Annotated in this window: 16 protein-coding genes, 2 tRNA genes and 1 pseudogene; 14 read left to right on the top strand and 5 right to left on the bottom strand. The window is 67.5% G+C overall.

Features of this window, described 5'->3' with window-relative positions:
• The first annotated feature begins 207 nt into the window (after positions 1-207).
• The 4 genes from CLT68_RS31775 (at position 208) to CLT68_RS31760 (ending at position 7,178) form a co-directional block, all read left to right on the top strand.
• On the top strand, positions 208-3,066 hold the full coding sequence (locus tag CLT68_RS31775; RefSeq protein WP_199177187.1) for a PQQ-dependent sugar dehydrogenase: 2,859 nt from the start codon (positions 208-210) through the stop codon (positions 3,064-3,066).
• 75 nt (positions 3,067-3,141) lie between these two features.
• Entirely contained in the window at positions 3,142-5,250 is a 2,109-nt protein-coding gene (locus CLT68_RS31770) for a ThuA domain-containing protein (RefSeq protein ID WP_099856467.1), read from the top strand.
• A 205-nt stretch (positions 5,251-5,455) separates the two neighbouring features.
• On the top strand, positions 5,456-5,959 hold the full coding sequence (locus tag CLT68_RS31765; RefSeq protein WP_099856466.1) for an ATP-binding protein: 504 nt from the start codon (positions 5,456-5,458) through the stop codon (positions 5,957-5,959).
• A gap of 211 nt (positions 5,960-6,170) precedes the next feature.
• Positions 6,171-7,178, top strand: a complete 1,008-nt coding sequence (locus CLT68_RS31760) for a sugar phosphate isomerase/epimerase family protein (protein ID WP_088949630.1) — start codon at positions 6,171-6,173, stop codon at positions 7,176-7,178.
• A gap of 64 nt (positions 7,179-7,242) precedes the next feature.
• Here CLT68_RS31760 and CLT68_RS31755 read toward each other — a convergent pair whose 3' ends face one another.
• Entirely contained in the window at positions 7,243-7,656 is a 414-nt protein-coding gene (locus CLT68_RS31755; protein WP_099856464.1) for a hypothetical protein, read from the bottom strand.
• Positions 7,657-7,951: 295 nt separating this feature from the next.
• Here CLT68_RS31755 and CLT68_RS31750 point away from each other — a divergent pair.
• From CLT68_RS31750 to CLT68_RS33015, 5 genes are all read left to right on the top strand, one after another.
• Positions 7,952-8,024, top strand: a tRNA-Asn gene (locus tag CLT68_RS31750).
• A gap of 257 nt (positions 8,025-8,281) precedes the next feature.
• Positions 8,282-10,399: an MMPL family transporter gene (locus CLT68_RS31745; RefSeq protein ID WP_099856462.1), complete on the top strand. Its 2,118-nt coding sequence runs from the start codon at positions 8,282-8,284 to the stop codon at positions 10,397-10,399.
• The gene (locus tag CLT68_RS31740; protein ID WP_099856460.1) at positions 10,389-11,627 is read left to right on the top strand and encodes an NAD(P)/FAD-dependent oxidoreductase; all 1,239 of its coding nucleotides are present in this window, start codon (positions 10,389-10,391) and stop codon (positions 11,625-11,627) included. The genes CLT68_RS31745 and CLT68_RS31740 overlap by 11 nt, the downstream gene beginning before the upstream one ends.
• 121 nt (positions 11,628-11,748) lie before the next feature.
• Positions 11,749-11,822, top strand: a tRNA-Ile gene (locus CLT68_RS31735).
• Positions 11,823-12,090: 268 nt separating this feature from the next.
• Positions 12,091-12,339, top strand: a complete 249-nt coding sequence (locus tag CLT68_RS33015; RefSeq protein WP_158240977.1) for a hypothetical protein — start codon at positions 12,091-12,093, stop codon at positions 12,337-12,339.
• Positions 12,340-12,348: 9 nt separating this feature from the next.
• Here the strand turns inward: CLT68_RS33015 and CLT68_RS34075 are convergent.
• A pseudogene (locus CLT68_RS34075) lies at positions 12,349-12,840 on the bottom strand (recombinase family protein); the annotation flags it as partial.
• On the opposite strand from CLT68_RS34075, the gene CLT68_RS34070 reads away from it, so the two are divergent.
• On the top strand, positions 12,796-13,656 hold the full coding sequence (locus CLT68_RS34070; RefSeq protein WP_486482400.1) for a tetratricopeptide repeat protein: 861 nt from the start codon (positions 12,796-12,798) through the stop codon (positions 13,654-13,656). The pseudogene CLT68_RS34075 and the gene CLT68_RS34070 overlap by 45 nt on opposite strands.
• A 389-nt stretch (positions 13,657-14,045) precedes the next feature.
• Entirely contained in the window at positions 14,046-14,552 is a 507-nt protein-coding gene (locus CLT68_RS31710; RefSeq protein ID WP_486482399.1) for a bacterial transcriptional activator domain-containing protein, read from the top strand.
• A 228-nt stretch (positions 14,553-14,780) separates the two neighbouring features.
• Here CLT68_RS31710 and CLT68_RS31705 read toward each other — a convergent pair whose 3' ends face one another.
• The gene (locus tag CLT68_RS31705) at positions 14,781-15,509 is read right to left on the bottom strand and encodes a PaeR7I family type II restriction endonuclease (RefSeq protein ID WP_099856454.1); all 729 of its coding nucleotides are present in this window, start codon (positions 15,507-15,509) and stop codon (positions 14,781-14,783) included.
• 27 nt (positions 15,510-15,536) lie between these two features.
• Entirely contained in the window at positions 15,537-17,219 is a 1,683-nt protein-coding gene (locus tag CLT68_RS31700; protein WP_486482398.1) for an Eco57I restriction-modification methylase domain-containing protein, read from the bottom strand.
• 751 nt (positions 17,220-17,970) lie between these two features.
• Between CLT68_RS31700 and CLT68_RS31695 the strand changes: the two genes are divergently transcribed.
• The 3 genes from CLT68_RS31695 to CLT68_RS31685 are packed head-to-tail and all read left to right on the top strand — an operon-like array spanning position 17,971 to position 19,642.
• Positions 17,971-18,342, top strand: coding sequence for a TIR domain-containing protein (locus CLT68_RS31695; RefSeq protein ID WP_099856452.1), 372 nt, complete (start codon positions 17,971-17,973; stop codon positions 18,340-18,342).
• Positions 18,343-18,348: 6 nt separating this feature from the next.
• Positions 18,349-19,344: a caspase family protein gene (locus CLT68_RS31690; RefSeq protein ID WP_099856450.1), complete on the top strand. Its 996-nt coding sequence runs from the start codon at positions 18,349-18,351 to the stop codon at positions 19,342-19,344.
• Between the two features lies 1 nt (position 19,345).
• Entirely contained in the window at positions 19,346-19,642 is a 297-nt protein-coding gene (locus tag CLT68_RS31685; protein WP_099856448.1) for a hypothetical protein, read from the top strand.
• 181 nt (positions 19,643-19,823) lie between these two features.
• On the opposite strand, the gene CLT68_RS31680 is transcribed toward CLT68_RS31685, so the two are convergent.
• Positions 19,824-20,198 carry a hypothetical protein gene (locus CLT68_RS31680; RefSeq protein WP_143743301.1) on the bottom strand — a complete coding sequence of 125 codons (375 nt, stop codon included), beginning with the start codon at positions 20,196-20,198 and terminating at the stop codon, positions 19,824-19,826.
• Positions 20,199-20,479: the final 281 nt, after the last annotated feature.

The following is a 20,479-nucleotide window of genomic DNA, read 5'->3' as shown; positions in this document are numbered from 1 at the left end:
GATCAGATCGACGAAAGTTGATGCTGAATCGCCGGAAGGTATGGACACATCGACACGTCCAACTTAGTGTCGTGACCAACACGACAATGTTTCGTCGAGGTGAACCGGCGGCGCGGTAACCCATCGACCCCCACCATCACCGCTACGGCATCCGGCGCGACGGCGCGCGCCCGCCTGGCAGTCACTCGTCAGGAAGGGGCAGCACACATGTCCATGAAGGACGCTCCAAGACAACGATCCCGACGATGGTTCTCCGCCGGATCGGCAGCGCTGCTGGTGGTCGCGGCCGGGACGGTCGCCCTCGGCGCCGACTCGACCCCCGCGCAGGCGCACACGATCAACGCGACCGACTTCCAGCAGGTCGAGCTCGCCCGTGGGGTGAGCGACATGGGTGAGCCGATGTCGCTGGCGGTGCTGCCGGACCGTTCCGTGCTGCACACCGCCCGCAACGGCACCCTGCGCCGCACCGATGCGAGCGGCACCACCTCCGTGATCGGCACCCTGTCGGTCTACCAGCACGACGAGGAGGGGTTGCAGGGCGTCGGCGTCGACCCGAACTTCGCCAGCAACCGCCAGATCTTCCTGTACTACGCCCCGCCGCTGTCGACGCCGGCCGGCGACGCACCGGCCACCGGCACCGACTTCTCGGCCTGGAACGGTGTCAACCGGCTCTCCCGGTTCACCCTCAACTCCGACTTCACGATCAACCAGGCGAGCAAGGTCGACGTGCTCGACGTCCCGGCCAGCCGCGGCGTGTGCTGCCACGTCGGCGGGGACATCGACTTCGACGCCGCCGGCAACCTCTTCCTGTCGACCGGTGACGACACCAACCCGTTCGAGTCGGCCGGCTACTCGCCGCTGGACGAGCGGACCAACCGCAACCCGGCGTACGACGCGCAGCGCAGCGCCGGCAACACCAACGACCTGCGGGGCAAGATCCTGCGGATCAAGGTGAACGCCAACGGCACCTATTCCATCCCGTCGGGCAACCTGTTCGCGCCCGGCACGGCCAGGACGCGGCCGGAGATCTACGCGATGGGGTTCCGCAACCCGTTCCGGATCAGCGTGGACAAGGCCACCGGTGTCGTCTACGTCGGTGACTACGGGCCGGACGCCGGCACCACCAGCTCCACCCGCGGGCCGTCCGGCCAGGTGGAGTTCAACCGGGTCGCCGCGCCGGGCAACTACGGCTGGCCGTACTGCACCGGCACCAACACCTCCACCGAGACGTACAACGAGTGGGACTTCGCCGCCAACACCAGCGGCGCGAAGTACAACTGCACCGGCGGGCCGACCAACAACTCGTTCCGCAACACCGGCCTGACCACCCTGCCGCCGGCCCAGCCGGCCTGGATCCGGTACGCCGGCGACGCCGGCACCCCGACCGAGTTCGGCGGCGGCTCCGAGTCGCCGATGGGCGGCCCGGTCTACCGGTACAACGCCTCGTCGACCTCCACCACCAAGTTCCCGCAGTCCTTCGACGGGCAGTTCTTCGCCACCGAGTTCGGCCGTGGCTGGATCAAGCCGATCCACGTCAACTCCGACGGCTCCCGGGGCACCATCGACACCTTTCCCTGGGTCGGCAAGCAGGTGATGGACTCGGCGTTCGGCCCGGACGGCGCGTACTACGTGCTCGACTACGGCACCGGCTACTTCAACGGTGACGCCAACTCGGCGCTCTACCGCTTCGACTACGTCGGTGGCGGCAACCGGGCACCCACAGCCGTGGCCAGCGCCAACCGCACCTCCGGTGCGGCGCCGCTCGCGGTGACCTTCTCCTCGGCCGGCTCGTCCGACCCCGAGGGCGGAGCGCTGACGTACTCCTGGGCGTTCGGTGACGGGACCACCTCGACCGCGGCCAACCCCACGAAGACCTACACCGCCAACGGCAGCTACACCGCCACCCTGACGGTTCGGGACCCGCAGGGCGCCACCGGCAGCAGCAGCGTCCGGATCAGCGTCGGCAACACCGCGCCCACGGTGACCATCAACAACCCCGGCAACGGGCAGCTGTTCAGCTTCGGTGACACGGTGCCGTTCAGCATCACGGTCACCGACCCGGAGGACGGCACGATCGACTGCACGAAGGTCAAGATGACCTACGTGCTCGGGCATGACCAGCACGGGCACCAGATCACCTCGCAGACCGGCTGCTCCGGCTCGATCACCATCCCGGTCGACGGTGAGCACGACGACGCGGCGAACATCTTCGCGATCTTCGACGCCGAGTACACCGACGCGGGCGGTCTGACCACGCACACCCAGCACACCCTGCCGCCGCGGCACCGCCAGGCCGAGTTCTACGGCACCTCGTCCGGGATCAACGTGTTCAGCAAGACCACGGCCGAGGGCGGCAAGACTGTCGGCGACATCAACAACGGTGACTGGATCGCGTTCCAGCCGTACCGGCTCGGCAACGTGACCTCGTTCAACGCCCGGGTCTCCTCGGCTGGTGCCGGTGGCACCCTCCAGGTCCGGGCCGGTTCCGCCACCGGCACGGTGCTCGGCTCGGCCACGGTCCCCGTGACCGGCGGCTGGGAAACCTTCGCCACGGTGACCGGGACGATCACCAACCCGCCGACCGGCACGACCACGCTCTACCTGACCTTCGCCGGGTCGGGCACCGGGGCGCTCTACGACCTGGACGCCTTCACCTTCGTCACCGGCACGCCCCCGACCGGCGGGGGCGGCCCGATCAAGGGTCTCGGCGGCAAGTGTCTGGACGTGCGCAGCGCCGCCACGGCCGACGGCACCCAGATCCAGATCTACACCTGCAACGGCAGCGCCGCGCAGACCTGGGCGGTCACGCCGAACTCGACGATCAGGTCGTTGGGCAAGTGCCTGGACGTCTCCGGCGGTGGCACCGCCGACGGCACCAAGATCCAGCTCTGGACCTGCAACGGGACCGCTGCGCAGAACTGGGCGGCCCAGGCCGACGGCACGGTGCGTAACCCGTCGTCCGGCAAGTGCCTCGACGTCTCCGGCAACAACTCCGCCGACAGCACTGCGGTCCACCTGTGGACCTGCGTCAGCGGTGCCGCCAACCAAAAGTGGATCCTGCCCTGAGCTGAGCGGAGGGGCCTCTTGTCAACGCCTAGTGTGGTGCGAGGGGCCCCTCCTAACCGCAATTAGGAGAGCGATATGCGCAGACGCCTGCGACCCGTCCTCGGTGCGGCAATGGCCGCACTCGCCGTCATCGCCTGCACCACCCCGGCCAGCCCCGCCAACGCCGCCGACGCCCCGTACGACGTGCTGGTGTTCTCCAAGACCGCCGGGTTCCGCCACGACGCCATCCCGGTCGGCATCCAGACCATCCGCGACCTGGGTGGGGCGAACAACTTCACCGTCACCGCCACCGAGGACGCCGCCGCGTTCACCACCAGCAACCTCGCCCAGTACGAGGCAGTGGTCTTCCTCAACACCACCGGCGACGTTCTCAACGCCAGCCAGCAGACCGCCTTCGAGTCGTACATCGCCTCCGGCCGCGGGTACGTGGGTGTGCACGCGGCCGCCGACACCGAGTACGACTGGCCGTTCTACGGCAACCTCGTGGGCGCGTGGTTCGCCTCGCACCCGGCGATCCAGCAGGCCAACATGAAGGTGGAGGACCGGGGCCACGCGGCGACCGCGCACCTGCCGCAGACCTGGACCCGCACCGACGAGTGGTACAACTACCGGACCAACGCCCGGTCGACCGCCCACGTGCTGGCCACGCTGGACGAGTCGTCGTACTCCGGCGGCGGCATGGGCTCCGACCATCCGCTGAGCTGGTGCAAGAGCTACAACGGTGGCCGGTCGTTCTACACCGGTGCCGGGCACACCCAGGCGTCGTACGCGGAGCCGGCGTTCCGGGCGCACCTGCTCGGCGGCATCCGGTACGCCTCCGGCCGGAGCAAGGCCGACTGCCGGCCCGAGACCGGCTACACCCCGATCTTCAACGGCTCGACGGCCGGCTGGTCGCAGGCCGGTCCGGGCAACTTCACCAACTCCGACGCCACCCTGACCTCGGTCGGTGGCATGGGGTTGTACTGGTACAACACGAAGCAGTTCACCAACTACTCGCTCAAGCTGGACTGGAAGCTGGCCGGGGACGACAACTCCGGCATCTTCATCGGCTTCCCGCCGTCCAGTGACCCGTGGTCCGCAGTCGACAACGGCTACGAGATCCAGATCGACGCCACCGACGCCGCCGACCGCACGACCGGGTCGGTCTACACCTTCAAGTCGGCTGACACGGCGGCCCGCGACGCGGCACTCAACGCGCCGGGGGAGTGGAACACCTACGAGCTGCTGGTCGAGGGCGAGCGGTTGCAGATCTTCCTCAACGGAGTGAAGATCAACGACTTCACCAACACCAACCCGGTCCGCTCGTTGGCCGGTCACATCGGCATCCAGAACCACGGCACCGGTGACGACGCCTCGTTCCGCAACATCCGGGTCAAGGAGCTGGGCACCACACCACCGCCCACCGGCACGATCCAGGCCGAGGCGTTCAGCTCGGCCAACGGTGTCTCCGCGTTCACCAAGGCGGGCGCCAACGGTGGGCAGACCGTCGGCTACATCGACCCGGGTGACTGGGCCGCGTACAACGGGGTCAACCTGGCCGGGGTCACCTCGTTCACGGCCCGGGTCGTCTCCGGCGGCGCGGGTGGCGCCATCCAGGTGCGCACCGGTTCGGCCACCGGCCCGGTGCTCGGCACTGTCGCGGTGCCGAACACCGGCAGCTGGACGACCTTCGCCAACGTCTCCACGGCGCTGTCCAACGTCCCGTCCAGCACCCAGAACCTCTACCTCACCTTCACCGGTAACGGCACAGGGCTCTTCGACCTGGACGACTTCACCCTGGTCAAGGGCAGTGGCGGCGGCACCGGGGTCGGCCCGATCAAGGGTCTGGCCGGCAAGTGCCTGGACGTGCGCAGCGGCGGCACCGCCGACGGCACCCAGATCCAGCTCTACACCTGCAACAGCAGTGCGGCACAGACCTGGACCGTGACGCCGAACTCGACGATCAAGGCCCTCGGCAAGTGCCTGGACGTCTCCGGCAGCGGCACCGCCGACGGCACCAAGATCCAGCTCTGGACCTGCAACGGCAGCGGCGCGCAGAACTGGGCGGCAGCGTCCGACGGCACCCTGCGCAACCCGTCGTCGGGCAAGTGCCTGGACGTCTCCGGCAACAACTCGGCGGACAGCACCGTCGTACACCTCTGGACCTGCCTGAACGCGGCCAACCAGAAGTGGACCCTGCCCTGACCGACTGAGCCGGGAGGGGCCGCCGCTCACGGCGTCGGCCCCTCCAGGCACCCGGCCCGAGCGCCGACGAAGCCCGGCCGGCGTGCCCCGGCGGCCGTCGCGACGGCCCGGGTCGGGAAGCGGTGTCCCTCACGAGCGTGATGCGTCGGCCGCCCCGCGGACGCCCGCGGACCGGCTCACAGCCGACTGCCGTACCTTGACCTGCATGGGGCGGTTCGCGCAGTGGCGCGGGATGGTGCTGGCGCAGGGGCACCGACTGGGTGACGCGCTGCGCCCGCCCGACGAGCCGGACGACCCGACCGGGCCGACCCCGAGCCTGAATCGGCTCGACGCGCTGGTGGAGGGCTTCGCCGCCGGTCAGCCGGTGCGGTGGAGCCTGGCCGGGCAACCCCGGCCGCTGCCCGGGCCGGTCGACGTCGTGGCGTACCGGATCATCGAGGAGTCGCTCACCAACGCGTGCCGGCACGCCCCGGGCGCGCCGGTCGCGGTCCGCCTGCGCTACGACGCCACGGGCATCACCATCGAGGTACGCGACGAGGGCACCGGTGCCGCGCCGTCAGGCCGGCGCGGCCAGGGGGCCGGGCGGGGTCTGCTCGGCGTACGCAGGCGCGCGGAGCGGCTCGGCGGCACGTTCTCCGCAGGCCCACGCGCCGGTGGCGGTTTCGCCGTGCGGGCCGCGCTGCCCGCACCCGAGGAAATGATCGGATGATCGGCCGACCGCAGGGCTTCCCCGATGGGGTGCTGCGGAAATAAGGTGGGGGCGGCGACCGTGCTGGTGGCCGGTGACCCGGTGGGAGGCGCAACCCGCTGGGCCCAGGTGTGTTCCGCACCCACCGGTGACCGCCCGGTGCCGCGTACGTCCGGTCACCCTCGCCCCGGTCCGCACCTGGAATCCCCCATGACAACAGGGGAGAAGAACAATGGCGCGACCCATCACGCTCTTCACCGGCCAGTGGGCCGACCTTCCGTTCGAGGAGGTTTGCCGGCTCGCCTCCGAGTGGGGCTACGACGGCCTGGAGATCGCCTGCTGGGGCGACCACTTCGAGGTCGACAAGGCGCTCGCCGACGACTCCTACGTCGAGCGCAAGCGGGAGACTCTCGCGAAGCACAACCTTGAGGTCTTCACGATCTCCAACCACCTGGTCGGTCAGGCGGTCTGTGACCACCCGATCGACGAGCGGCACCAGGACATCCTGCCCGGTCGGATCTGGGGTGACGGAGAGCCCGAGGGGGTCCGCCAGCGGGCCGCCGAGGAGATCAAGGACACCGCGCGGGCGGCGGCGAAGCTCGGGGTGAAGACCGTCGTCGGCTTCACCGGCTCGTCGATCTGGCACACCCTGGCGATGTTCCCGCCGGTGCCGCCGTCGATGATCGAGCGCGGCTACCAGGACTTCGCCGACCGGTGGAACCCGATCCTCGACGTGTTCGACGAGGTGGGGGTGCGGTTCGCCCATGAGGTGCACCCCAGCGAGATCGCGTACGACTACTGGACGACGAAGCGGACGCTGGAGGCCATCGGCAACCGGCCCGCGTTCGGGCTGAACTGGGACCCGTCGCACTTCGTGTGGCAGGAGCTGGACCCGGTGAACTTCATCTTCGACTTCGCCGACCGGATCTACCACGTGGACTGCAAGGACGCCAAGGTCCGCACCGGGGACGGCCGGCGTGGCCGACTCGCCTCGCACCTGCCCTGGGCCGACCTGCGCCGCGGGTGGGACTTCGTCTCCACCGGGCACGGCGACGTGCCCTGGGAAGACTGCTTCCGCGCGCTGAACGCGATCGGCTACACCGGCCCGATCTCGATCGAGTGGGAGGACGCCGGCATGGACCGCCTGGTCGGCGCCCCGGAGGCGTTGCAGTTCGTCCGCCGGCTGGCCTTCGACGCCCCGAGCGCTGCCTTCGACGCAGCGTTCAGCAGCAAGGACTGACCGCACCTCGGACAGACCACGGGCCGGTCGCCCTGCGGCGACCGGCCCGTCGACGTGCGGTTGGTCAGAGCGTGCTGGCGTTCGTGCCCGAGCCGGACGGCTTGGTGCGGGGGGTGTTGGTGGACGACGGCGACCCGGAGGTCGTGCCGACCGTGCTGGTGCCCGCCTTGGCGCCCACGGTTGCGGGCGTGCCGGCGAACGCGTCGTCGGCGGCGGTCAGCTCCTGCTTGTCGGAGCTGCCGTTACCGTTGCCGCTGCCCAGCTTCTCGCCCAGTTTGGTCTGGCCGAGCTTGTCCTTGCCCTCGCTGTAGAACTTGTTGGCCTGGGCCTGCGCGACCCCGGCCGCCTCCTGGACGGTCGGGTGGTCGAGCACCTTGCGGCCCCGAACAACGAGCTCCTCGTACTTTTCCCGGCCGGCACGGGCGCCCAGGACGAATCCCGCAGCCAGCCCGCCAAGAAACATGATCTTTCCGCGCATGGCGGCTCCTTCCGTACCTGACGCGCCTGTCGCTCCGTCGAGTTGCCCCGTCGGAAGGCGACCAATTCGCGCCTGCGTCCTCTGTCCGCAGCTAACTACCCATCCTGCTCTCCGCTCAAGCATGCTTGTGCCCGGATGGCGATTTACCCCGATTGTCGATGCCCTTCGGATCCTGACCTGCACGTCTTGATCATCGGGCGGTGGGGCGGAACCCACTGGACCACCACCGGGGAATGTCCTGTACTCTTGTCCCGTCGCACGGCGTCGGCGAGATCCGATTCCGAGCGGTGCACGATCCCCTGTAGCTCAATTGGCAGAGCAGCCGGCTGTTAACCGGCAGGTTATTGGTTCGAGTCCAATCGGGGGAGCTTCTCCACCCAACGCCCGTCGGCCTCCGGCCGACGGGCGTTTCCGTGTGCCCACCCCAGCCCGGTCGATCATGGAGTTGTGGCGCCGGTTTGAGGGGGTGGTGCACCTTTCGTCCAGCACCACAACTGCATGATCGACGCTGGTGGGGATGCCGGTTTCGGTCCTTTGCCGCCTGCCTGGGCGGCAGGATGGTCGATGTCGACGCTCAGGCTCCCCGCTGCGTCGATTCATGCGTCGATCCTTGGGGTGAGTGCGGATGTCCGGACGAGGCGCCAGGGCCACGCTGATCGCGGTGGCGGTCGTGCTGGCCTGGCTGGTGATCGGCGGCGTGGCCGGCCCGTACGCCGGGCGCCTCAGCGAGGTCGCCACCAACGACAACGCCGCATTCCTGCCCACCGACGCCGAGGCGACCCGCGCCCAGGACCTCGCCGGTGAGTTCGTCGACCGGCAGACCATCCCGGCTCTGGTCGTCTATGAGCGGCCCTCTGGGATCACCGACGCCGACCGGCAGCGGGTGAGCGCCGACGCGGCCCGGTTCGCCCAGGTGCCCGGCGTGGTCGCCCCACTGCCCCCGCCCATCCCCAGCGAGGACGGCCAGGCACTCCAGATCGTCGTACCGGTGGACGACGCCGAGGGCGAGGAGATCGGCACTGTCGTCGAACAGTTGCGCGACATCACCGGCGGGGACCGGGACGGCCTCACCGTGGACGTCTCCGGACCGGCCGGCCTGCTCGCCGACCTGATCAAGGTGTTCTCCGCCATCGACGGGCCACTGCTGCTGGTCACCCTGGTCGTGGTGCTGATCATCCTGCTGGTCGTCTACCGCAGCCCGGTGCTCTGGATCTTTCCGCTGCTGGCCGCCGGCATGTCGTACGCCCTCGCCTCGGTGTTCGTCTACCTGCTCGCCGACGCCGACGTGGTGAAGCTCAACGGGCAGGCTCAGGGCATCCTCACCGTGCTGGTCTTCGGCGCGGGCACCGACTACGCGCTGCTGCTGATCGCCCGCTACCGGGAGGAGCTGCACCGCCACGACCGCCCCTGGGCCGCCATGCGCACCGCGTGGAAGGGCGCCGCGCCGGCCATCATCGCGTCCGGCGGCACTGTCATCGTCAGTCTGCTCTGCCTGCTGCTGTCCAGCCTCAACTCCAACCGGGCGCTCGGCCCGGTCGCCGCCATCGGCATCGGCGCCACCCTGCTGGTGATGCTCACCTTCCTGCCCGCGCTGCTGGTGCTCGGCGGCCGTTGGGCGTTCTGGCCCCGACGGCCCCGGGAGGATCAGGCCGACCCACGCGCCGAGCACGGCATCTGGAGCCGCATCGCCGGCTTCGTGGCCCGGCACGCCCGACCGATCTGGCTGAGCACCGCGGTCGTACTGGCCGTCCTCACGCTCGGGCTCACCCAGCTCGACGCCACCACCCTCGGCCAGTCCGACCTGTTCACCCAGCGCACCGACTCGGTCGACGGCGAGGAGGTGATCGCGCGGCACTACCCGGCCGGCACGGGCAGCCCGGCCACCATCTTCACCACCGAACAGACCGCCCGGCAGGTCACCCAGGTGGCGCAGGGCGTGCCCGGCGTGGCCGACGTCCGCCCGCTCTCCACCGGCCCGCAGACCGGCCCACCCGATCCGAGCGCCACTCCGAAGGTCGTCGACGGGCGGGTCCAGCTGGAGGCGACCCTGGCCGACCCACCCGACAGCGATGGCGCCGAGCGGACCCTCCGCGAGCTGCGGGTGGCCGTACACCAGGTGCCCGGCGCGGACGCCGTGGTCGGCGGCTTCACCGCGATCAACGTGGACACCTCGGACGCCGCGAAGCGCGACCAGAACGTCATCATCCCGGTGGTGCTGGTGGTCATCGCGGTCATCCTGGCCCTGCTGCTCCGCGCGCTGCTCGCCCCGGTGCTCCTGATCGCCACAGTGCTGCTCAGCTTCGGGGCGACACTCGGCCTCTGCGCGATCCTGTTCCGCCACGTCTTCGACTTTCCCGGCGTGGACTCGTCGTTCCCGCTGTTCGCGTTCGTGTTCCTGGTCGCGCTCGGCATCGACTACAACATCTTCCTGATGAGCCGGGTCCGGGAGGAGTCGGTCAAGCGCGGCACCCGCGCCGGTGTGCTCGCCGGCCTCGCCGTCACCGGCGGGGTGATCACCTCCGCCGGCATCGTGCTCGCCGCGACCTTCTCCGCCCTCGCCGTGTTGCCCCTCGTGGTGCTCGTCGAGTTGGGTACGGCGGTCGCGATCGGGGTACTGATCGACACGATCATCGTCCGGTCGCTGCTGGTGCCCGCACTCGCGTACGACATCGGGCCGAAGATCTGGTGGCCGGGCCGGCTGTCCCGGGCGAACGGTGAGCGGGAGGCGCGCGATGCTGGCTGAGACCGACGTGGTCATCGTCGGCGGCGGCCTGGCCGGCCTCGCCGCCGCCCGCCGGCTGCACCGCGCCGGCGTGCCCTGGCGGCTGCTGGAGGCCAGCGGGCGACTCGGCGGCCGGGTCGCCACCGACGTGGTCGACGGACACCTCATCGACCGGGGCTTCCAGGTGCTCAACACCGCCTACCCCCGGCTCGGCACGCTGCTCGACACCGACCGGCTCGACCTCGGGTACTTCACCTCCGGCGTGCTGGTGCGCAAGGGCGACGACCTGCTGCGGCTGGTCAACCCCTTGCGGGAGCCGACCGGCGCCCCCGGGACCGCGCTCGCCGGCATCGGCTCCCTGCGCGACCGGCTGCGCTTCGCCGCGCTCGCCACCGGCTGCGCCACACTGCCCACGTCCCGGCTGCTCGCCGCACCGGAGACCAGCGCCGAGACCGCGCTCCGCCGTGCGGGCCTCTCCGACGCGATCATCGAGGAGCTGCTGCGGCCGTTCCTGTCCGGTGTCTTCATCGACCGGGAACTGGCCACGTCCAGCCACGTCCTCGCGATGGTGCTGCGGTCGTTCGCCCGCGGCCGCATCGGCCTGCCCGCCGAGGGAATGGCCGCGCTGCCCCGGGCCATCGCCGACCCGCTCCCCGCCGACCTGCTCGACCTGGACATGCCGGTCGCCGAGGTCGCTCCCCGTCGGGTCCGCACCCAGGCCGGCGACATCCGCTGCCGGGCCGTCGTGGTCGCCGTCGACCCACCCGCCGCGTCCGCGCTGCTGCCGACCCTGGCCACGGTACGGATGCACAGCTACACCACCTATTACCACAGCGCGCCCGAGCCGCCGCTGACCGAACCGATCCTGCTCGTCGACGGGGACCGGCGCGAGATCGTGGCGAACACGGTGGTGCTCAGCAACGCCGCCCCGACCTACGCGCCCACCGGACGGCACCTCGTCGCGACGTCGGTGGTCGGCCCGAGCGCCCCACCCGAGTCGACCGTACGGGCCGAGTTGACCCGGCTGTACGGCCGTTCCACCGCTGACTGGACACACCTCACCACAGTGGCCGTCCCGAACGCGCTGCCCGCCGCGCCACCACCGCAGGGGCGGCTACGCAAGCCCGTGTCGTTGGGAGAAGGGCTGTTCGTGGCCGGTGACCACCGCGACAGCCCGTCCATCCAGGGCGCTCTCGCCAGCGGCTGGCGCGCCGCTGGCGAGGTGCTGGAGGAGCTGCGCGCCGGCTGACGGGCGTACCCGAGCACGCTGTTATATTCCTGTAGCCCATCGTGCTGGTGCAGGCGTGGGCGCCGGCCGGCTCGGTGCTGGCTGCTGACCGCCGAGCGGGATAAGATCCGGCGCGGTGTTCGGGGCGGTAGCTCAGCCGGTTAGAGCAGGGGACTCATAATCCCTCGGTCGCGGGTTCGAGTCCCGCCCGCCCCACCGACCGCACCATTGTGCGAACCGGTGGTACTCCTGAGGTGCCCCGTCCGTTTTGGGCCGGGGGCATTGTCGTGTCGGTGGGGATTTTGAAAACGGGTACGACTCCCTGGTCGGTGAGTTGGACTTCGGCGATGAGAGCCTCGATCGCGGCCTTGCGCTCCGTGGCGGTGCCGCTGGTCATGATGGTGCTGAGGTGGTCGCGGATCCGGGCGACGGTGCCAGGCGGCGGGGGCGCGGGCTGCGATGTCAAGCCGGCGTCGAGTTCGGTATGCCGAGCCTGGAGTTGGGCGAGCCGTTGGCGGAGTTCCCGGATGCGTGGTCCGGCGGTGGCGTCGTCCATGGTGCCGTTCTCGAACGCCGTGTGGTAGCGGTCGATCGCGTTTTCGGTGCTGGTGATCTGGTGGGCGATGGCGGTGAGTTCGGCTCGCCGGTCGTCGCTGGTGGTGTCGTGTTGAGCGTGGGCGCGTTCGATCATGGCGGCCAGGACGGGTTCGGCGGTGGTGTAGAAGTCGTGTAGGGCCTGCAGGATCATGTGGTCGAGGTCGTCGGCGGGGAGCCGGGGTGCGGTGCAGGTGGCGTGTTTGCCGTAGCGGGTGCGGGTGAAGCAGGTGTAGTAGCGGTAGCGGCGGGTCCGGCCTTTGGCGGATGTGCCGATGTAGCGCTGTCCGCACTGCGGACATGTCAACAGGCCGGTGAGGTAGTAGTCCGAGTCGGACATGGCCCGCTGGGTTTGGACGTCGCCTCGGGCGTTGGCGATGTCCTGGGCTCGTCGGAAGGTGTCCCGGTCGATGAGTGCGTCGTGGGCGTCGGGGACGAGGATGTCGCGGTAGGCGATGTCCCCGAGGTAGGCGGGGTTGTCCAGGATCCGGTTGATGGTGTGTCCGGACCATTGTTTGCCGGTGCGGTTGGGGACGCCGCGGGAGTTCAACTCGGTGGCGATGGCGCGGGTGCCGAGACGGTCGCGCGTGTAGAGGTGAAAGATGTCGCGCAGGATGGGTGCCTCGTCGGGGTGGGGCACCAGGCGTTGGGTGTCGCGGTCGACGAGGTAGCCGTAGGGGCGGTTGCCGCCGGCCCATTGGCCACCGCCCCCGGCCATCCCAAGAGCACCAACCTCGCCGCCGTCCACGCTGGCCGGATCCTCGCCCGCGTAACCGCCGGATCCACCGCCACCGACCTGCGTTTCACCTGGCGCGCCGCCCCCGCCCCCACACCCGGCCAGCCAGGTCCTGCCCTCGCCGAACGGCTGCGATCCGCCCGCTCCCTCGCCGCGACCGACCCGCAGCGCGCCCGAGAGACACTGCGCGAAGCCCTCGCCACCGCCGACACGACCACAGCCGACCCGACACACGCCGACGCCGCCCAGCTCTACGCGGAACTGCTGACCCGGCTCGGCAATCCGGCAGCGGCTATCCGCTGGGCCGGCTCCGCTCACCACAGCCGCGCCCACCTGCACGGCCCTTCCGCCCGGTCCACCCTCGCCGCCGTCCACATGCTCGCCACCGCCCACCGGCAGGCCGGGCACCACCAGCGCGCCTACCACGCGTACCGACACCTCGCCGACCAACTCATCACCACCGTCGGGCCTGACGCCCACCCCACCCTCGCCATCCAGGCCACCCTCGCCCTCGTCCTGCGCGACCTCGGCCACTGCGCCGCCGCCCGACGCCTACTCGCCGACACCATCACCGCGCACCGCCGCACTTGCCCCCACCATCCCGCCACCGCCCGCATGCTTCACCACCTGCACGAGATGTGGCAGCACTGCACAGACCGCGGACACGAACACGCCGACATCGAGCCCTCCACCGTGGAAGAACAACGGCAGCACGGCTAGGCGGAAGCTCAGATCCAGTGGCGCTCCCGTCGGTCATCTCTCTGACCGCTGACCAGTCGGCACGAGTTCGGCGGGTTCACGACAGGTCGACAGGATCTGTACCGTGTCAATGATGAGCAACGGACCCTCACACGCGACGCCGAGGGCGGTCACTGGCACCCAGCCATGAACGACTCCCGACCCGGGGACCCTTCCGTGATCAGCCCTGCGGTTGGCGCCAACGCCGACCCACCCGGCGCTTGCACGACCGGCGACCCCCTCGGCCAGCGAGGAATTGTCGGAGCGAACCGGGTTCGTGTCCGGGTGCTCGGCCCGCCGGCCATTCTCGGCGTCCCCGAGGAGCAGCACGTCCGCCCCCAGGCCTTGGAGAGTTCCTCGTCTACCTGATCGTGCGGGGAGGGTCGGCCTACCAGCACGAGATCCTCGGCGACCTCCTGCCCGAGCCGCCGCACCGCCTCGCGGCGCAGCGGCTGCACACCCACACCTACAACCTGCGCCAGATCTTCCGCTCCGCCGGCGGGGACAACACCTACCTGCGGCTGCGGCGACACCACTACACCCTGAACACTGATGTTCTCGACGTCGACCTTTGGGCCATGCGCGAGGCGATGACCGCCGCGCAACGCGGCGCCGACCCCGCAGCCAGCGTCAACGCCTTGCGCCGCGCGGTCGCCGCCTACCACGGGCCACTCGCCGCCGACACCGGATACCTCTGGCTCGCCCGGCACCAGCAAGCGGTAGCCCACGAGTTCGTGACCGCGGCCGTGACCCTCACCGAAGCCCTCGCCGACAGGCCCGCCGAAGCCATCGCCGTCCTCGACGTCGCCGCCCGCCACCACCCGGACAACGCACTCCTCGCTACGGCCGTTGCCAGGATCCGCGATCGGTCAAGCTGACCACCGTCGCCCAGAGAGCGCCGCTGCCGCGACTGACCAGGTTCCCTACACCCCCAAACCGGCTCCTGTCAGATTCTGCGAACGCCTCAATTTTGTGATCTTGAAAGATCCACCCGAAAGGACGATGAGCAGAACAGGCCAAGGCGTCCCAAAAAAGACATCGGCGGACCCGCTTTGCCAGGACGGGATCTCAGGTGGATCTCGCCTGATGCGGCTCTGTCGGACCCCTTAGAGCAGGGTCGTCCGCTCGGTGCTCATGCCTTGGGCGACAGCCTTGACGAACTCCAGTCGTCCACGGATGGCCGTCTGGAAAGCGAGGGCGGTGGCGGTGGCGAGGGGTTCGGTGTAGCTGATCGATCCCGGTGTCATCTTCGAGGTGATGAACCATCCGGCCTGGTAGATGTTGTCGCCGATGAAGCGGCGCAGCATCTCCTGGTAGCGCTGGTTGTACGTGACTTTGTGGAACGCCGGGTCACAGGGGTACAGCATCGTCGGTTCGCGCGGCACGGTCTCGGTCTCTATGGTCTCGGCCAGGATGAACACGTATCCGAGCCACGGTGGTACCTCGCCGAACGCCTGGTTCTTGGTTTGGGCGGCGTGGGTGTCCGTGGCAGTGCCCAGCGCCTCCTCGAAGCGGTTGTTGATGTTGCGCTGGACGCTCTTAATCTGTGACTTCATCTCGATCGCGGCGACGAGGATGCCTCGGTACTTGACCACGATGTCCCACTGCTTGCGGGCGCGGTAGTAGCCGGGCAGGTACGGCTTGCCGGTATGGATTTCAGCCCCGGGCAGACCCGCTTCGTAGAACTCCTGCGCGACAATGTTGGTTAGGGTGCCCATATGGCCGTTGGCGCGCGCCCCGCCTCCGGCCTTACCTCCGTCTTCCAGCGCTTCGTCCTGCGCACTGCGCTTGAGCCAGAAGTCTTCCACCGCGTGCTGAATCGCCGCACGATCCATCTGCTGCCCTTCCCAAGGCGCTATGTGTCAGTCGAGGTCGAATGTGTCGAGGCCATATGCGGCGACGGCGGCACGGGTTGCGGCCTGCCGGTCGCGCTGACGGAACGCCAACCGGAGCTGTTCGGCTACCGTGGCATCGATGGCTTCTGGCTCCGGTACGCGAATCTGCTTGAGGTATTGGGCCTGGAACCGTAGGGTGCCGCCGCGCATCCGTACGCAGTACGCCTCGATGAACGCCTGCGCGACTCCGGAGAGTAGCAACCCGCCGAGCACCTCCATGTCCCACAGGTTGGAGACGACGAAGTACAGGTTGTGGTGCGGGTAGGAGCCGCCCTGCTCCAGCACAGGATGGATGGTCGTCTTCATGTCCTGCAGCAGCAACTTCGGCCGCGCTGTCAGTTCGTGGTTGACCTTGTCGATCGTCCGGTACCACGTGACCGGCCGCTGCTTGGCTATGAACCGGCCACGCAGGGCGGTGCCGTGCTTGGCGAAGTAGGACCGCAGCCTCGGGTAGGCGTTCAGGTCGACCAGCGACCCATCGGCCTCCCATGGGTTGACCAGATAACGTCCAGACCAGGTAAAGGCGCCAGTGGTGATGTCACGCACCATCGAGAGAGGAAGCAGCCTGTCAGGCTCGACCGCCTTCTCGTCGGTGGTGACGAAGACCTGATCCGCGCCGGTGGCCACACCGATACCAACCCGGGTGCCGCCGTCCGGGTCATGCAGCGGCGAAAAATTGTCCTTCAAGTACTCGATCATCGCCAGCCGGGCCGGCGAACCGGCAGGCCACATCTCATCACCGGGAAACCAGTGCGGCAGCCGATGCGCGACGTAACCAACGCCCTGAACAGAGTCGATCTCTGACCCTTGGGACCACTTGACCAGCTCTGCCGCCGACGCGGCACCGAACGAGGAGTCGGTGTCAGCAACTACCGCACAGCCCTGCTCGCCTCGGCGCAGCACGCTAATGGCGGGATAGGCCGACACCTGGCTTTCGAAGGCGTCCACGTCGTGCATGGTCCAGACCGCGTCAACCGCGTAGCCGTCGGTCACGAACCTGCGCAGCGCCGCCCCGTACTGATTGCGCATCCACCGGTCCGCGCAGATGAACCCAAGTCGTCCGCCCGGCCGCAGCGTAGACAACCCTCGCTGAATGAACCCGACGTACAGGTCCGCGCGTCCCGTCATGGTGCTCCACCGGCGTCGATACGCCGCGTTGACCGTCGCCGGCAGGTCCTCGATGCGAACGTAGGGCGGGTTGCCAATCACGACATCGGCCTGCGTACCGGCACACTCGTCCAGCAGATAGTCCGCGCGCACAACCCACATCATGGCCAGCTCGGCGGCCTCCGTGGCAGAGCACCCGTCCTCCACCAAGATCTGCTCCACCACGCGGCGGCAGTGCGCGACGTGCTCGGACTGCACATCAAAAGCCCGTACGCAGCCACCCAGGTCCCCATAAGTTGCGCCGACCCGGCGCCGAGCCACCAGAAGTCGCTCAACGGCAACAGTCAGAAACGCTCCCGACCCCACGGATGGATCAACGACAGTCAGCCCGGCAAGGTCCGCATCGACCGTGTAACCGACCATGTCCAGCAGCGTGTCCACGATCCAGCGGCGAGTGAAGACCTCGCCGAAAGCGGAACGGTCCTCGAGGCGCGCGAGCTCGGCGGCGGAGCGAGCTTGCTCGAGGTCCAGAGTCGAAGGCACCTCGAGACGATACGCCAACGATCGGTATGCATCTGGGGGGCGCCGCGACCTTCGCCTCGTGTTTTTGGCCGGGGCCAGCCAAGGTTTCCGCCCTCTACCCGCGTCACGCAGTATCGTCACGACTTTTGTCCTGGCGTGCACCGCACGAGCTATTTGCTGGCACGCACCGCGCGGGCAACCGGGTAGCGCCACGCTCGCTGCTTCGAGCATCACGTGAATCCGGCCAGATCCAGGTTGCAAGCGGCGTTGACAAATTCATACAAAAGCCGGGAAGTGGCGTAAGCGGGGCGCTCTGCTGACCCATCCGCCTGGCAGGGATTCCACGACCTTGGTTGACGGCGCTCACACCGCGTGTCCGTGCCGCCCATCACCAGGAGGTGCCGCAGTCGCTGGTCGGCGTGACGAAGGAACTGGCGCAATCGCGTCCGATGGCTCTGTCAGATGGGTGACAGCTCCTGGCCGCTTAAGCAACAATCGCCCACTGAGCGTGGCTACCCGGTGCCAATTCCCGCCGGCGGGCTGCCTCTACGTCAGCGGCTGCGCCGTGTCGGCACGTTGATTAGACCGTTGAGGCCCGCAAGCAAATCTTGCCTTCACCGGACTGCACGTAAGGTCGACTACAGGGTAGAGTCGCAGCCCAAGCCAATCGGCCCGACGGCCTTGCCGCTCCGAAACAGCGATTGGCTCAAGTTGAAAGAGTTGAGGGCTTGGACGCGGCGACGCTGCTCGGAGCTTGATCAGAGGAGACGACATGTCAGGCAAGAAGGTAGTCTTTATAGCTTTCGCCATCGAGGACGAGCGTCAGCGGGACTTCCTAAAGGGCCAGTCCCTTCACCCTCGCGCCCCTTATGAATTCATCGACATGTCAGTCAAGGAGCCGTACGACAACGACTGGAAAGATCGGGTACGCACCCGAATCAGGCGGTCGCACGGCGTCATCGTGTTGGTTAGCGCCAACTCGCTCACCTCTAGTGGACAGAAATGGGAGATCCAATGCGCCAAGGATGAGCGCAAGCCCATCAGGGGGATCTGGGCCTACGCAGGAGATCGAACCAGCATCGCCGGAGTCTCTACCTACGCTTGGAATGACAAGAACATCAACGACTTCATTGAGTCGCTGTAAACCGACATGCGCAAGGCACTGATAGTTGGCATTGACTACTACTCGCACATCGAAGCCCTCAGCGGCTGTGTTAACGACGCGCATTCGGTTAGGGCTGTTCTGGAGCGCCACTCGGACGGGACGTTGAATTTCGCCGCTCCTCAGGTGCTTACCGGAATGAGCCCGGATAAGGTTGTGCTGAAGCGGGATCTCAAGGAGGCCATTAGGGAACTCTTTTCTGATGACGCCGAGATAGCGCTGTTGTATTTCGCTGGACACGGATACATCGAGGACACGGGCGGATTCTTGTGCGCCAGCGACTGCGAGACTGGCGACGACGGCGTCGCCCTGTCCGAGATCATGACCATGGCCAACGTCTCTAGGGCCAAGAATAAGGTGGTCATTCTCGACAGTTGCCACAGTGGTATCGCGGGCGATAGAGGTCTGGCCACTTCCGGACTCGCGGAACTCTCCGATGGAGTCACTATCTTGACCGCGTCAACGGCAGATCAATACGCCGCTGAGGTGCCAGGCGGAGGCGCGGGTGTCTTCACAAGCCTGCTCGTCGATGCCCTAAGCGGCGCGGCGGCTAACTTGGTGGGGGAAATTACGCCAGGAAGCGTTTATGCCCACATAGATCAATCCCTCGGCCCGTGGGCGCAGCGTCCGGTTTTCAAAACCAACGTAAAGACGTTCGTGTCGCTAAGGAAGGCCGAGTCACCGATTGGTCTCGCTGACCTCCAAGCGTTGACGAAGCACTTTCCAGCTCCAGATCATAGCTTCCGTCTTGACCCATCGTTCGAGCCCGAACGCTCTTCGGAGCAGCTTCAGGACTCCTCGATTCCACCACCCGACCCGATAAACACCGCCACGTTCAAGGTTCTTCAAAGCTATGTAAGAGTTAATCTCGTTCGACCCGTTGAGGCTCCTCACATGTGGCATGCCGCGATGCAAAGTAAATCTTGCGAACTCACGGTGCTTGGGCAGCACTACTGGAACCTCGTCAGGAAGGGGCTAATTTAAAATGTCTGAGTCATCTACTGAGCTTCTGGCGGTTCTGCAGTCCAGTACCTTTATGGAGGCCTTGGCTGCGCTAGAACACGAGCGCTGGTCGCACTGGCAGCGCTACCTGCACTCACAGTGCCTACCTGCCAGTGACGAATCCCTTGTGATTCCCGCGGAACTCGCTGCACGCTGGGCAAAGCAGATGACGACGCCCTATGCGCAACTGTCGGAGGAAGAAAAGAACAGCGACCGAGAGCAGGTTGCTCGCTATCTTCCTGTGATCGCTGCGGCGCTACGTCAAAACCTAAGTAAATAGAGTTTCGCCCAAGGCTTCCAATGAAGCTGACTGGCCAGCGGTTACTCGTTTAGCTAAGGTTCAGTGGCCGCCGGTGGGCTGCGCGCCCAGTGGCACTCGCAGTGCCAGCATCAATCACAGCGAATTGCCTACTTCAGCTGCCTGAGCATTCGGAGGCTGGGCATCTGGGGCCACCCTGGGTTTATCGAGTGGCAAGGATGATTAGCACGACGGCAGCCAAGAAGCCTAGTGCGATGATCTGACTTATCCAGCCCGCGCGCAAGAAACGTTCTTTCGTCTCATTCACTGAGCGAAGAGTGCCGATCATCGCGATGTTTACGAGTGCTACCTCCTTACGGGCAAGATCTTCGTCGTCGGCCCATCGTTCATTTAGCATCAACTTCATTGGGGTGATGGCTGCCACGTCGTACCGCCTGCTCCAGCCAGCGCAGATTCCGGATAACGAGGCGACAGTGAAGGCCACAAGGGCAAGCACCATCAGGGGTAAGGCTTGTCTGGGCAAGGACGCCTCAGCGTCCTTGCCCACGAAAGCGCCTACGGCCGCCAAGATGGTCACGAGGCTTCCTGATGTCGTAACCAGCGAAGCGGCTCGTGTGTCCATCGCAGCCTTACGTTCTCGCTCAGTCTTCAGCTCAGACGCGATGAAGTCCGAGTAGACGTCACTCTGAACGGTCACGACCGCTCTCGGTCGTGTGAACCGTCCGTCCATCCGCCTTAATCGACGGCTTCTTGCTCCCGCGCACCTGGACCGTCGTTATGAAACCAGTGGGTGATGGCGGCGGCGGGGGTGGAGGCGGCGGTGAGCTCGGCTTCGACTGCTGCGCCGTTGGTTCATCA

This window comes from Micromonospora sp. CNZ299 (assembly GCF_002754415.1).
Note: the sequence above shows the minus strand (reverse complement) of the source record. Positions and strands in the feature narration are given on the sequence as shown.